The sequence below is a fragment of the Mobilitalea sibirica genome, assembly GCF_015999265.1.
Taxonomy (GTDB): domain Bacteria; phylum Bacillota; class Clostridia; order Lachnospirales; family Lachnospiraceae; genus Mobilitalea; species Mobilitalea sibirica.
The window spans coordinates 150935-165953 of sequence record NZ_JAEAGR010000006.1 but is presented as its reverse complement, the minus strand read 5'-3'; the positions used below and the strand labels follow the sequence as shown (position 1 = coordinate 165953).

Genomic DNA, 15019 nt, shown 5'->3' with positions numbered 1-15019 from the left:
ATTGGCAATATTATACTCCATACAGAAACACTTGTCTAATATTTCCACTGTATTTATGTAATTTTTTTCACAACCCTCTCTAAGGCTTCTACCTACCATATGTTTCATCTAATCAAGTGCGTGATCTTGCGTACCTGGCTTAGAGAACAAGTAAACTAAAGGCCATTATCATTACTCCCCCTATAATAAAAGTCAGCTTGCCAAAAGCAAAACGGACTACATTGTTTTTATAATAGTCTTTATGGTAAGGATTTATTTCCCTCTCCAGACGTGTCACCTCAAGGTTTTGATATGAGATCGCCTTTTCATTACTCATTCCCATTCCATTTATATTAGAACCGGAAGGATTCCCTTTCATGGAAAGTAAGATGCCTAAGAAGAATAAGAAAATGCCTACATAAGACATAACATCTTGTAGAGTGTATCCAAATTGATGAGATATGAAAAGAGCGACTATATAGCCAGTACTGAGATAAACAAGACCAAAGATAAACAACCATAGTAATTTACGAATTATAATTTTTATCTTACCTTTCCATGGTTTCATAATAGAAAACCTCCCATTCAATTGTTGCTAATAGTATCTTACTGCTTCATTATACCATTCACTTCCATCTGTGTAAAATTATCGGTTGGTGAATTAATGCATTTCAGATGCTAGAACGAGTTTATCTCATTTTAATAGATTCGTTCATTTTAAAGGTGCATTTATTAAATTCATTTATAGTTTCATTTAAATATCCCCTACTTCACTTAATATAGTAATCTAATAAATAATTTATTGACATTTATAATAAACATCTTTATAATATGTTTATTAATATTATAAACAAGGATGTGATAACATGAATTTAAACTTGGATGAGCTTAGCTTAGAGGAAATAAAAAACGGGTATACCTATGATTCTCATACAGAGAGGTATCAATGTCTGCTCTGTGGTAGTATTTATTCTGTGGGAGAGATATTTCAATTTGATGGTCGATTCTTTGAAGCCTCTCGGGCTATCAGAATCCACATGGAACAAAAACACGGTAATATGCTTCCTTTCTTGATTGATTCCGATAGCAAATACAATACCATTACAGATAAACAGAAGGAACTGCTTCGTTTCCTTCAGGAAGGGCTATCAGATCAGGAAATCGCCTTAAAACTTAGCATCTCTGCTTCCACAGTCAGACATCAAAAATTTAGTTTTCGGGAAAAGGCCAAGCAGGCAAAGATGTATCTGGCAATCTATGAACTGGCACTGGAACGAACAGCAACATCGGATAAAGATAGTATTGTACCAATTCATGATGGGGCGGTTATGGTGGACGACCGTTATATCACCACAAAGGAAGAAAGTGATAAGATAATATCAACTGTCTTTGAAAGTCTTTCCCCATTAAAATTAAAACTATTCTCAGCAAAGGAAAAGAAGAAAATTGTAACCCTAAGAAAAATAGCAGAGCAGTTTGAAAAGGGTAAAACCTATACAGAAAAAGAGATCAATCAAATACTAAAAGAGATATATTCTGATTATCCAACGCTAAGACGATATCTCATTCAATATGGATTTATGGAAAGGTCGAAAGACTGTACACAATACCGATTAAAATAACAATAGGTATAAACCTAAAATTGAGTTGAATAAATATTGACATCAGAGTCATTCAACTGATTGTTAGGTTGGTTATTAGGAGGTATATTATGGAACCGCAATTAGAACTCAAAGATTTTTTAGATAAGGAAGGTAAATTAACTCTTTTTCCCGCCAAGAGGAGAAAGAAAATACTCTCATTGATGTATATTGCATCAAAATTCGAACAAGGTATTATCTATTCAGAGAAAGAAGTGAATGCTATCATAGAAGCTCATCATACCTTTCAAAATAAATGGCTCTTAAGACGAGAGCTGATAGATAAAGGTTTTCTCGACAGAAAAAATGATGGGTCCAAGTATTGGGTAACAGAAATACAACCAAAACTTGAACGTTTTGGATTAGACGAATAAAATCATTTGTTAGCTGTTTCCTGTATCTATAGCCAAATCATCGTTTCAAAAACCACAGATTTCCCATTGGTTTTCTCCAATAAGATAAGATAGGAGTATGACTTCATAGAAAGTCTGCACTTTTATGAAGTCATGCTCCCTATACATCTACTTATAACAGACACTTTTCAAATGCTATGTTATTGTAATGATGGCTCTTTATTCACTTTAAAGGTTTCTCCTTCTTTTAACAGGATATGCCCCGACTCATAAGGTTTTTGCTCTACTGTAATCAATACCTCCTCCGTACCATAATAGGCTCCTAGTGTATTAACAATACTTTGGACCGTTAACAGTTCATATCCGGCCCCGGCATTCATTTCATTGATCAGCTCAGAGGAGAAATCAACATATACAATATTGTCATCACCTAGATACAGCCAGTTGATTTTCGTGTTTTGGCTTATTAACGGAAAGCTTCCCTCCCGATCTCCTGCCTCTTTCATTGCTGTCTCAAAAACGCTTGCAGTTGGTTCATTCGTAGAAAACTCCAAGGTTTTTTGTTCCGTATAAATATTTTCATCAAAATTGGGATAGGAAAACTCAATAAAACCTGGCCATTTTGCATCCGATTTTATCTCACTTAATGTTGATGTCACTTCATAATTATTCGATTGAAATACGGATTTAATCAAACCAATCTCAGGAACATAATAATGCATTACTTGACTATCTGAATCTTTCGTTGTGACTTCTAAGGCCTCATAGGAACCCATAGGTGTATCAACTTTGACTTCCATATCAGAAATATAGCGTATTCGCCCATCGGCCAATGTCCACTCCGTACCTTCTACCAGAGGTTCCATCAAAGCAATTTCAGCTTCTTCATCGACATATTCTGTATCGGTAAAATCATCTCTGTAATAACATTCTGCTTTGGTCAGTATCACCGATAATTTGCCGTCCTTAATCTCAAAAACACGGACAATCTCCGATCCACCGTTATTCGTTCTCATTTGAACCCTGTTTTTATCTGCATTAATAAAATCCGTTACAACATGAAAAGCTGCAAACTCATTTCCTTCACCTTCATAATAATATTCCACATTTTCCAAAAACGGAAAATACTCTGAAACTTCTTTTCTCACATCTTCCGGTATTTCAGTAGGTATCGTTAACTCCGGTTTGGTAGTCGGTGTTATACCACTTCCACTATCCTTCTCTGTATCATTTCCTGTATCCTTCACTCCACAACCGGTCAGTGTAAGTAACAGACATAACATAAGAAATATCCGTATATTCTTTCTCATAGCTCACCTCTCTATATTTTATAACATCTAAGCCGTTTACATAAATTAGACGGTTTTATACGAATAAAAGTTCCGTACGATTAACAACGATCTGAGTCTCTGGAATAAAAAACATAAAATTTCATATATACAAATAAAAAAGAGAGCTTAACCCTCCTTTTCAACTTGCCGTTTTTTGGTGTTTGGATCTAAATAAACTATATACCAAGCATACGAGTAAAACAATACCTCCATATCCCACCATCGGATATAGATATTTTACCAAATTGGAAAAACCAAACTGACTGGCAAAGAATGCAACAAGCGATACCACGATTACAATCATCCTACCCTTTTTGGGTTTCTGTTTCATATCAACAAATCTTGCAGTAAAACCAAATAAGGAACCGACTGCCGTCGTATAAATCTCGGCAATCAATACTATCGCATATATAATTTGTATTGCAAATGAAATACGCCCTGCAATGTATATCATAGGGACTTCCAGTTTTGCTATCTCACTAAGATTGCCCGATATCGCAAAATAAATCATAATCGACCCTAATCCTAGTCCCAATCCACCGATAATTGCACCGTTTCGCAAAGCTTTTTTGCTGTTAGCCTTAACACCCAATGGGCCAAGAACCGCTATGGATAAAACTGTATTATAAGAAACATATAGAATAGCTGAGAGCAACCAATTGGTAATGAGTCCGCTTTCTTCTATCACTACACGAGTTGTTGTTAAATCCGGTGGTGTCTTAAATATTGCAAAAATACTAATACCCATAACAGATGCCAACAAAAATGGTACTACAAAACTAATGGAATTAATTACACCATTGATACCGGTTAATACGGTGAGAGCTGTTAAGACCGTCATAATAATATTCCCAACCAGACCGGAGATCTGAAATTGTTGTTCAAATAATGCTCCTGTACCGGCAATCATTGCTGTCAATGCACCAAATAAAAAGAAGGTTATGATCCAGTCAATAACCGTTCCGATTATTTTACCACCAGAATATTTAATGATTTCCAGATGAGACCCGGCATTTAAACTTTTACCCAAATGCATAATAATATAACCAAAGACAATGAATAATATCGTAGTTACAACCAATCCGAATAAGCCTGTCAAACCAAATCTTGAAAAAAACTGCAGCATCTCCTGCCCAGTAGCAAAGCCAGCACCTACGATTGTACCGATATACGTCGCAGCTACTTTAAATGTTGAAACACCTTCATTTTTCATTCGCACATACTCCTTAAAATTTTACTCCGTATGTTTATTATGTTGTAATGAAGATGTTTTCATACTGTTTTTATCTCCTTTACTTCAATCCTTTTATGATCAAAGTATCGCAATGAGCCGCGTTTATTCGATGCTTTACAATTGTCTGATATTCGGTAGAGTTATACCAGCGGCTAAGTTCTGTCTCATCCTGAAATTCAATGAGAACTACCCTGTCATAATTCCATGTTCCTTCCAAAACTGTAGGTTTTTCATCAACCGCCAGATACTTGCCATTAAATTTTTCAAAAACCTGATCTACCAAATCCAGATATTTTGTATATTCATCCTGATTATGAATTTGAATCTGGGCCATAAAATAACAGCTCATATATTATCACTCCTTCTTGTTTTCATATCATATCATCTTCGGAATAATAAATCTTTGCTATATTGCTGTTTATAATCACCATGTCTATATTACTCTCTTTCTTTTATTTGACCTTGATTTATTATAGTAATCCTTTCACTTTCTCACTGATTTTTCGAGCGATATAGGAATTATTCATCGTATAAAGATGAATTCCATCAACTCCCCGTGAGATCAAATCTGTAATCTGCTCTATGGCATACTCAATTCCCGCTTCCTTTAGTGCTTCCGGAGTATTTTCATAACGTTGTAGCATTTTAGATAATTTGGCAGGAATACTGGCTCCGCATAAGGTTACCATTCGTTCAATCTGTGCCTTATTAACTACAGGCATAATTCCTGCCTCAATCGGAACTGTAATTCCTATTTCCCGAACCTTCTCAAGAAACGAATAAAAATACTTATTATCAAAAAACAACTGCGTAATCAGATGTTTTGCACCCGCGTCCACTTTCATCTTAAGGAATTTTATATCCTCTTCTAGACTACCGGCATTGACATGACCTTCCGGATAACATGCTCCGGACACATGAAAACCTCCCTTGTTTTTGATATAAGAAACTAACTCGCTGGCATAATGAAAATGTTTTTTGGGAGATAGCGACGGATTGATGTCACCTCGCAGGGCCAGTATATTATCAATCTCATTCTCTTTTAATCTGTCTAATATCCGATCGATTTCATCCTTAGTATAATTAACACAAGTTAAGTGTGCTACAGGTTCGATTTTATATGTATGCTTAATAACAGAAGCTATATCACAGGTAGAAGTATCTCCTGCGTTACCGCCAGCTCCATAAGTTACACTGATAAAATCAGGATGTAGGCCTTCTAGTTCCTCCAGTGTCTTAAAGATCGTATCAATCGAACTGGTTTTCTTTGGCGGAAATACCTCGAAAGATAATACTGTCTTTTTTTGTTCAAACAAAGATGCGATTTGCATTCCTCTAGCCCCCTTATCCCTTAAGATATATAATATATAACTCCTTAATAAAACGGTTTCTTTTTGTTTAAGTAATCAATCTAACAAGCTATAGAAGGAACATATATAAAATATAATTACTAAAATTATAAGATACCCTAGCTAAAATGACAATGTCTAATTCCTTAATTAGATTAATAACATACTACCTTTCCTTGATATGAATCATAAAAAAGACGGGACATAGGCTTTTCAACTCCCCATGTCCCGTCCTTTATTGATTTTATTTATTAACCGAATAATATACCGTTAATTGAAATGGTCATTACATCATAACGATACTGTAGCCCCGGGTAAGATTTCTTTCACTGCATTTTGTGACTTAATCCAAATTGTACAACCGGTGGGATTATAAACACATGTATGATCCACATTAAATACCAATTCTCTCATGGCGGTCACATAATTACGATAATCAATATTCGTTGTATACCAGATATCCTCTTTGAAAGAGATCTCTTCACAAAATTGTTCTATCACTTCCCAGTTATTTTCTCTTTCAAATTCAAAGCTGTGTCCCCAGATATAGAATAAAGGCAGCTTCATATATCCCGGCATATTAAGGAATCTTTTTGCTTTCTCCATAATATTATCATTATGGTGACACGTTGGATTCCATCTCATAAAATCACTGGGAATGGTAAAGTTATTTGTAGCATTCACGGTTCTTGAATACTTAAAACCTAAGCAACTCAATGTATTCACAATCTCATCACCGTATTCACCAAAGGCATAGGACATACCGGTTATGATTTGTCCGGTCATACTTTCAAGACTTCTACGATCATCCCATATCTCCTTAATCATCATTTCCTTTGGCAGATGAGTTAAATATTTATGTTCCACTCCATGACATGCAACTTCATGTCCCTGAAATAATGTCTTCACCTCGTCTTTTCCAATAAAATTGGAATCACCTACCTTCCCTGAGTTTATATGGAAGGTTCCCTTCACCTTAAATTTGTTAAAGATTTCTACTAATCTTCTATCATAAATCTGACCGTCATCATAACTGAAGGTGAGTGCTTTCGTCGTTCCATTTTGGTATAAAAATTCTATGCTCATAAAATTCTCCTTCGTTTTTTTCATCCTCTCATATACAATATTAAGATGATCTTAAATTAAGTTTATTCTACTACTGATACCTCTTATGTGCAATACCATAGTGCCCTTTATTTCATAAAAAAGTAACTGCTATAAACCGCCTAACTCATAGAATAAATAGGATATTTATTTCCTATTCTATGGGCCATGTCCAATTTATAGCAGTACTTATGCCTTTCGTTCGTAATGAGACTAATATCCACATTTAAGGATTCAAGACTTATTTCACTTTTTAGCCTGATTGATTTTTACTTTATCGTATTACTGTTTTATTTCTGATTTTTTTTACCTGATCCGCCTACGGAAGCAGTTGTCTGAGCAGAGGCTTTTGTATTTGTTTTTTTCTTTGGAGCTTTCTTTGGATTGGTGTCGCCCATATTATTTATCCTCCTTATATATTAATTGTTAAGAGTAAATCAATTTTATCCTGATTAACATATATTGTCAATTTATACTTGTCTACATTTTTCTCCCTTATTCCACATTTTTTCAATTCGATAGGCACCTTATAATTATTTCTGATTTTTATTGTCTTAAACATAACACCTAGGAACAAAATCTGTTGTATCTATATTCTTACTATGGCAGATGATGACCTAGACAACAGATTCAAAGTATATCCTGTAAAAATCATCATTAACAAAAGACCAGCAGTTAAAAAAATGCTAAAAGTATTTCTGATTCTATTACTACGATTCATTGTTTTTTCCTTTCATTACAAATAACCACAGAGTATACAAACTAAGTACTCTGTGGTTGATAAATACGTTTATGATTGATATACTTCCCAGCTAACAATATCCTCTAAGGACTGCCTCACTTTTTCTTTGTTATGCTCCTCTTCCTCCGGATATCCCAAAGGAAGCAGTGCTACAACCTCTAAATGTTCCGGTAAATCAAGTAATTCATGGCATAGTTTTGCATCAAAGGCACAAATCCAGCAGGTTCCAAGACCAAGATCCGTAGCCGCCAGTGTCATATGGTCAATGGCAATTGCTACGTCAATATCACAATGATCTTTGTTATCCTTGCGTTTCCATGATTTTGAATGATCTCCACAAGCTATAATAATTACCGGTGCTGTCTGAAACCAGGGCCGTGGATAGGTTTCATATATTTTCTTTTTTATCTCAGAATCCGTAATCACGATAAAATGCAAGGGTTGAAAGTTAACCGCGGAAGGTGCATATCTACCGGCTTCCAGTATATCCATAATCTTCTCTTTTTCAATTTCCTTGTCCATATATTTCCGAACAGAATATCGTTTTTTTGCCAAGTCAAGAAATGTCATTATCCATCCTCCTTAAAAATATGTATGATGTTTACAGTCTTCCTATATTTGTTTTTTATCAAAAATCTGTAGCTCTATATCATTTTTCCACGTATTTTATCTTTAACAAACTCCCCCAACAACATCGGTACCACAATGAGCAAAAACTTAAAAAAACCCAAAGCAAATTGAAGGTAATCGCTCAGACGAAATATAATAAATAAAAAGATATATAAAATCCCAACCTATTATAAACAAAAAGTTCTTCCTTTTTTCATACTATCTCAAATACCTTAGAATATTTTATGATTACATGATCAGTTGGTTATGCACTTAATATTACTCATAGGTCAGTCTTGAATAAGTTCTCTTTCAATGTTAATTATTTCCCCTTCTGTATTCCCTTCAATAAAATTCAGTATATGATCAACCGTACTATCTGCATGGGTTACCGCCCCACTGACACAGGCAAAGCCCAGAACAATTATTTGATGAATATCCTGCTCCTCTATTTCAGCAATTGATACGTTAAACTTATTTTGTACCTTGGAACAGATACTTTTCACGACCATGCGTTTTTCCTTTAAAGAATGAACCCATGGTGTATGAATCTTTATTTTTACAGCACCTATAACCATACGTACCTCTATTCCCATTTTTCCTTATGGAATGTAATATATTTCATTGATACAGAATTTATTCTTTCAAAGATAGTCTGTTTTTTTAATTTAAATTTATTTTAGAATCCATACTTATAAGCCAAATCGATACTTTTAACACATTATTATAATTTTATATAATAAAGAATAATATCCGTATAAGTTCCATCTCCCAGCAGGAATCCCTCAGGAATAATACCCAGCCTGACAAATCCTATTTTCTCATACAAATGGATTGCTGACTTGTTGGTGCTTACTACCGCATTAAACTGCATAAGTAAAAACCCTAACTCCTTACCCTTATATAGGCTGTCTCTTACCAGCTTCTCCCCGACTTTTAACCCCCTCTTTTCGGTTTTCACCGCATATGAGGCATTGGCAATATGACCGCAACGACCTATATTATTCGGATGAAGTATATATAACCCCAGTATTTCATTCCCCATGGCTGCCACTCCGGTATAGGTTTGTTCCTGAAAGAATATTTTTGCTTCTTCCCTTGTAAGTTTATCCACTTGAGGAAATGCATTTGCCTCCGTTACTACCGTATTCCAAATATCCATCATTTGAGAGATGTCTTCTTCTTTGTATTCCCTAATTGATATCTCCATTTGTAATTATCCTTCCTTCATGCATAGAATTCTCCGGATCATCTATGATTTCCTCGACTCAAAATCTATACATTTGTGTTTTGTTTCTGCTAAGTTCTTTTTTTCATGTCATTTCTTAATTAATGTCATTTTCTTCTTCGTCTTTTACTTCTACGAACCAGCCAAACCACAATTGTTATTATAATTGCTGCCAAAATAAGAATAATCCCATATACCATCCATGCAATCCAATTCGGTTTCGACAGCAGCGCAATTATATTTCTACTGCCCTCTACCTTCTTTCTTCCCTGTAGTTCATAATAATATTCAGGTATTACAGGTATTCCGCCTTCCTTAGGAAAGGATTGCAGATAGGATACAATGGCATACCATTCCTTAACTTCGCTTTTTACGTCGCCGGATGTATCATAGATAATTTGAGCTTCATAATCATTAACAGGTTCCCCATCCTTTGTTTTTGGTTCAATTTTTAGTAGACCAAAGGATTTCTCACCAACAACAGAGAGCATCTGTGCTGAATATAAGCCGGCCACAATACGGTAAAGCTTATCATCTTCAATCTCTTCGATCCACTGCTGTCCCTTCTCCCAAGGATCTCCCTCTGATCTTATAAGGGTGCTGTTCGTCACTTTATTAAAAATCAAACGATTGGGGTTAAAGGTATATTGCATACCTGAGATAAATAACTGTGCCTCATCCATCAAAGGAGTAACTGATGCGTCTACCTCACATACCGCTTTTAGTTCCTTGCCGGTCAGATAGACTGAAATTAATGGATAACCGGACATCTTATCTGCACCGATACCAAGAGAACTGATATTAAAGGCATCTACCGTTGTAATATCACCTTGAATAAAAGAGGAGCGTATTGTCCCCACCGGCACAATTGCCGCATCAATCGGAATATAATTCTCGCCCTCCGCTCTCTTCACGGCATAGACATAAGAATCACTGATTAGATTACCCAAAGTAGCTTCCTGATGATGATCTTCAATATATTTTTGCGTTGGAAAGCTAAATGGAGCTCTTGCAATCACATCATCAAAGTTCAGATTAAACACATTAAAATAATTATCTTCTGCGTTTCTTTTATATTCATCCACTAAGGCCGTAACTTCTTCATCCTCTGCAAGGCCCTCATGAATTGGAATGAGTTCATAACTTTTAAGATCCCAATTATCCTTTTGATTAGATGAAAGTTTGATAACACCTAAATTCTTTCCGTATTCTTCTGCTGAACCTATGATTGTATTCCCAATTATGAGAGGCTCGCTGTATTTGTGATGGGTGTGTCCACTAAGGATTACATCGATTTCCGGAACTTTCTTAGCTAATATCTCATCTTCAGATTTCGATTTATCCTGATTTGTACCGGAATGAGAAAGACAGATAATTAAATCTGCTTTTTCCTGCTCTTTTAGTATCTTGACCACCCTTTTTGCATTTTCTACAGCATCACCAAACTCGACCTCGGACATAGGTGCCATGGAGGCCGCTTCCTCACCCATTAATCCAAAAATTCCGATTTTTATACCTTTACGCTCTAATAGGGTGTAATCCTTTATCCCATAGTGATCCATCGCATTCTTTAGATAGGCTAAAGACGAGGTCATATCACCTTCCTTATTAAGAGGAAATACTGCATTGGATAAAACCATCTGCGGTAATGGTTCTCCACTGTCTTTTGCTGTGTTAAGGCTGTCTGCCAGCCCCTCTGCCCGGTAATCAAATTCATGGTTTCCTATGGTTACAACATCATAACCCATTCTGCCCATCAGTCGAAGTTCGGGAGATGTATGTTGGAATATGGTCTGAAACGGTGTTCCCATGGAATAATCTCCGCCGTCTAAAAGAAGTGCTTCCGGATCTAGTTCCTTTTGTTTCTTAATTGCAGTTTGAAGTCTTGCAAATCCTCCGACCTTTATGATCTCTCCGTTCTGTTCATATTTGATCGGCAGAAAATTACTATGCAAATCGTGGGTAAATAATATGGTTATGGTTTGGTCCGTTCCTGCTGCTAACGTTTTCGATATGTAAATACCTTGTACTAAGATACAAAATATTAGCAATAAAAACATTGTGTATTTTAATTGTCTTTTCATGGGCTTTATCCTTTCTTATGATAAACTTACAACTTCATCCCTTTATGATAAAACTATCAATAGTGCACCCCAAACAAGGTGCACTATTGTCCTAATCCCGAAAGATTTAAAAAGCAACCTTCTCCTACCAATTACTATAGCAAGATTTTATTTAGTTGCCAATCCCTAAGGTCTTTATTCTTTCTTTTAGAGACAGAAAATTACTGAAGGTATCACAATCCCGATATTTTTCTCCCACATCATAATAAACGGCCTTCATACCAAGCTTTCGAGGTATCACGTAATCATTTTCATAATCATCGCCCACAAAAAGAATCTCCTCTTCATTACATCCTGCCAGCTTCATTGCCTCCTCATAGATTCGTTTATCCGGTTTTCTCCAGCCGCAATCAACAGACACTATAACAAAATCAAAGAACTCCCTAATGTCATGTGACTCTAAAAGCTCTTGTATCCCTTCTTTTACTTTAAAGTTTGATACAACAGCTAATTGATATTCTTGTGATAACTCCTTGAGAGCCTGCTTTTTATCCGGATTGACATAGCACTTCGCCCGGTAGTTGTTCCAGTAGTTTCGGTAAAGCTTCTGCGCAACAATATCCTTCCTCTCTCTGTCAATCCGAGTATTATTTTCAACGGTCAGCCGTATCCTATGACATATTTCATAATCTTCATTTACATCATAACAGGCTAGTAACTCCTCTTGAGCTTTTTTATATTGCAGCCAATATTCTTCCTTATCAAGCCAGTATTGTTCCACACCCGAACCCTCATAGGTCCAATACGCATAATCCCTGGAAGTCGGTAACTCCACCATATCTACCAGGGTTTCCATGCAGTCAAAAAAGATATATTTTATATTAGCGTCATTCCGTTCATTCCAATCCTTCAAGTAATCTTACTCCTTCGTTAAAAATTTTATTAATAAGCCTTAAGAAGTCTCGTTATAAAAACATCACTCCTCACTTAAATTATCCCAGTTAACTTCCAGCTCTGTTATTTCAACCTCATTTGTATCTGCTTTAAAATTCTCTACCCAAAACGGTTGCTTTGGAAGCGCCTCGGAAGGCTCAATAAACTCAGGATAATCTCCGTATTCCTCCCGGTTAATTCTAATCCCTTGCAGTTCCCACCACTCCTCATCTGTCAGGCGCGTTGAACTAACAAATTCATAGTGGGAATAAACCGCTCCTCTGGATAGATATAACTTATCCTCCACCGGTATTACAACGTATATCTCATCAAAGTACCCGGTTCCTAAAGATAAATATGCTCCCGGGAAAGTGGATATATCCGTAACCAGCATATCCGTCAGATCCAAAGCCCCATAGTCGCTCGTAATACCATTAAGAAAATTAAGTGATATCCCTTCTATAATGCCACCATACCATAATAAACTCCTATATTCCTCTTCGGTTAAGGTCTCATTCCTTAACTCCTTAATGGAACAGGTTATTAAAAGTTCCAGCAGTTCCTTATACTCCATAGCACCGTTTTTCATTGCGTCAGACATCATACCCCGATCTTCCAGTACCTTAATCGTATAATCGGTCAGGTATAATAGCTTACTATAAAGCGGAACATTCGGTTCTACATAGTGATAATCTGCATATTCAATTGATCCACCCATCTCAGCAACAGATTGTTTCCCGTAAAGAACAGTATCATGTTTAAGTTCTGTATAGCTTCCCAGGGCAGCATTCAATGACTTATACTTCCAGGCATCCGTAGTCATAAAATACGGCATACCGGAGGTTTTACCATACTCAGTTAATGTCTCGTCAATTGACCATAACCATCCGTTATATAAGTTATTTCCCCAGGTTTCCAAGGTATATCCTGAGATTTCATTTTTCAGTTCATTAAATCTTTCCTCGTATTCCGGCCAGTTATCCTGCGGCTTATAATGATTGAATATTAGATCTTTTGCCACATCACTTCCCATTACCCCCATAGTGTCCAGGGCAGAGGGTATCGGTCTCAAAATCGAATCAATTAAGGTTTGCATTACATAACTGTCAAGGATATAGCGTTGGCCCATATACCGAAACTGCTTCTCGGTCGGAGTATCCAAGGATTTTAGATCCGCGGCAATCTTTGGGTCCGGTAATGCTTTCACTGCCTCGTAAAGTTTATCTACGTATTCTGCATCATTGAATATATTAGGGTCTTCACTACCGCCATAAACCTCCTTGCGAAGCTCATTCATAACGAATACATTAATATCATCGGATAACCCCACATACTGGGCAGTTGGCAGGTATATATTAGCCCAAAGCTCAGCATCACAAGTTTTCTTTGAATCTAGAAATGTTGTAAAGGATACCAGCAGAGCCTGCAACGTATTATCATTATTCATATTACCCTCAGCATCCATAAGAGGCAGGGGTGCTGTTCCAAACCACATCATAGTCTTAAAGTACCTACCCAATTCTTCACTTCTGGTATAATGTCCTCTAACCTTAAATTGTGAGTAGTCAAAATCGAACTGATATAGCGGCGACTTTACAAAACCCTCTGCCTTCTCTATCAGTGCATACTCGTCTTTCGCTGTATTTAATAATTCTGCTTCTACCTCGGCAGAGATTTCAGAAGTGTTCATGATGAGCATTCTTGCTACCAGAAAATATACGATATTCTTCTTCTGTAGCTCTTGCAGATCCTCGTCCTCCAACTCATTTAATAACATTACGGACTTTTCAAGCATCTGTTTCGTTAAAAGATCTAAATCCTCATATAGAAAAGCAGATTCAATATTAATCAGAGATTTACTGTAAAATTGATGATAGGTATGAAGTACAGAATCAGCTGTAATAAAATTCGGTACTCCTTTATACTCATTTGTATCATATACATAATGCATACGGGTTGATCTGCTGGGAAGTACGACAAAGCCGTTCTTTACCAGCATGTTGATCTGTTCGTTTGTAAATCCTGAAAACTGATCAATGTTCTCTATATTAGATAAATCCTTAGCTATTGTATATGGCTTAACCTTAGCTTCATAGGGTGGTATAATAAGCTCCGTCATCTTCCTCAGGATCGGCTCCTTACCGGCCCATTCCTTATTTAATTGCATTACATAGGGCTCTTCCTTAATCTGTTCACTTTCTTCCTGCTCGTTATTCATCTCATCTGTACCGTCATTATGATCCTGTCTATCTTTTGTAGTATCACTTATATCCTTTTTCTCATCATTCGCCGGTTGCTCATTATGATCCGTTTCATCTTCTGCTATCGTGGGTTTTTGGTTTTCTGTATCCACGTCCCTATCTTTGTTACATCCTACCAATAAAATACTAATGCAAAAAATCACAACTAAAATCTTCTTCATGTAAACACCTCCAAATATTATTTATAAATCAA

At 36.2% G+C, this 15019-nt stretch carries 14 protein-coding genes; 2 read left to right on the top strand and 12 right to left on the bottom strand.

Features of this window, described 5'->3' with window-relative positions; genetic code table 11:
• Positions 1-139: 139 nt before the first annotated feature.
• Complete coding sequence (locus I5677_RS08005; RefSeq protein ID WP_197661051.1) at positions 140-547, bottom strand: hypothetical protein; 408 nt, start codon at positions 545-547, stop codon at positions 140-142.
• Positions 548-845: 298 nt separating this feature from the next.
• Between I5677_RS08005 and I5677_RS08000 the strand changes: the two genes are divergently transcribed.
• Both I5677_RS08000 and I5677_RS07995 read left to right on the top strand, forming a co-directional pair.
• Positions 846-1601: a DUF2087 domain-containing protein gene (locus I5677_RS08000; protein ID WP_197661050.1), complete on the top strand. Its 756-nt coding sequence runs from the start codon at positions 846-848 to the stop codon at positions 1599-1601.
• A gap of 89 nt (positions 1602-1690) precedes the next feature.
• Positions 1691-1993, top strand: coding sequence for a DUF2087 domain-containing protein (locus I5677_RS07995; RefSeq protein ID WP_197661049.1), 303 nt, complete (start codon positions 1691-1693; stop codon positions 1991-1993).
• 179 nt (positions 1994-2172) lie between these two features.
• Here the strand turns inward: I5677_RS07995 and I5677_RS07990 are convergent, their stop codons facing one another.
• From I5677_RS07990 to I5677_RS07940, 11 genes are all read right to left on the bottom strand, one after another.
• Entirely contained in the window at positions 2173-3282 is a 1110-nt protein-coding gene (locus tag I5677_RS07990; RefSeq protein WP_197661048.1) for a GerMN domain-containing protein, read from the bottom strand.
• 160 nt (positions 3283-3442) lie between these two features.
• A complete protein-coding gene (locus tag I5677_RS07985) occupies positions 3443-4516 on the bottom strand; it encodes a YkvI family membrane protein (RefSeq protein ID WP_197661047.1) in 1074 nt (357 codons plus the stop codon).
• Positions 4517-4595: 79 nt separating this feature from the next.
• Positions 4596-4886: a DUF1330 domain-containing protein gene (locus I5677_RS07980; RefSeq protein ID WP_197661046.1), complete on the bottom strand. Its 291-nt coding sequence runs from the start codon at positions 4884-4886 to the stop codon at positions 4596-4598.
• Positions 4887-5007: 121 nt separating this feature from the next.
• Positions 5008-5868 carry a methylenetetrahydrofolate reductase [NAD(P)H] gene (metF, locus tag I5677_RS07975; protein ID WP_197661045.1) on the bottom strand — a complete coding sequence of 287 codons (861 nt, stop codon included), beginning with the start codon at positions 5866-5868 and terminating at the stop codon, positions 5008-5010.
• A gap of 309 nt (positions 5869-6177) precedes the next feature.
• Positions 6178-6972, bottom strand: a complete 795-nt coding sequence (locus tag I5677_RS07970; RefSeq protein ID WP_197661044.1) for a polysaccharide deacetylase family protein — start codon at positions 6970-6972, stop codon at positions 6178-6180.
• Between the two features lie 808 nt (positions 6973-7780).
• On the bottom strand, positions 7781-8302 hold the full coding sequence (locus I5677_RS07965) for a nitroreductase family protein (RefSeq protein ID WP_197661043.1): 522 nt from the start codon (positions 8300-8302) through the stop codon (positions 7781-7783).
• 329 nt (positions 8303-8631) lie between these two features.
• Positions 8632-8919, bottom strand: a complete 288-nt coding sequence (locus I5677_RS07960; RefSeq protein WP_197661042.1) for a DUF503 domain-containing protein — start codon at positions 8917-8919, stop codon at positions 8632-8634.
• Between the two features lie 146 nt (positions 8920-9065).
• Positions 9066-9551 (bottom strand): GNAT family N-acetyltransferase, encoded by a 486-nt coding sequence (locus tag I5677_RS07955; protein ID WP_197661041.1) that lies wholly within the window; start codon positions 9549-9551, stop codon positions 9066-9068.
• A gap of 125 nt (positions 9552-9676) precedes the next feature.
• Positions 9677-11653 carry a bifunctional metallophosphatase/5'-nucleotidase gene (locus I5677_RS07950; protein ID WP_197661040.1) on the bottom strand — a complete coding sequence of 659 codons (1977 nt, stop codon included), beginning with the start codon at positions 11651-11653 and terminating at the stop codon, positions 9677-9679.
• Between the two features lie 151 nt (positions 11654-11804).
• A complete protein-coding gene (locus tag I5677_RS07945; RefSeq protein WP_197661039.1) occupies positions 11805-12545 on the bottom strand; it encodes an HAD family hydrolase in 741 nt (246 codons plus the stop codon).
• Between the two features lie 63 nt (positions 12546-12608).
• Positions 12609-14987: a DUF3160 domain-containing protein gene (locus I5677_RS07940; protein ID WP_197661038.1), complete on the bottom strand. Its 2379-nt coding sequence runs from the start codon at positions 14985-14987 to the stop codon at positions 12609-12611.
• Positions 14988-15019: the final 32 nt, after the last annotated feature.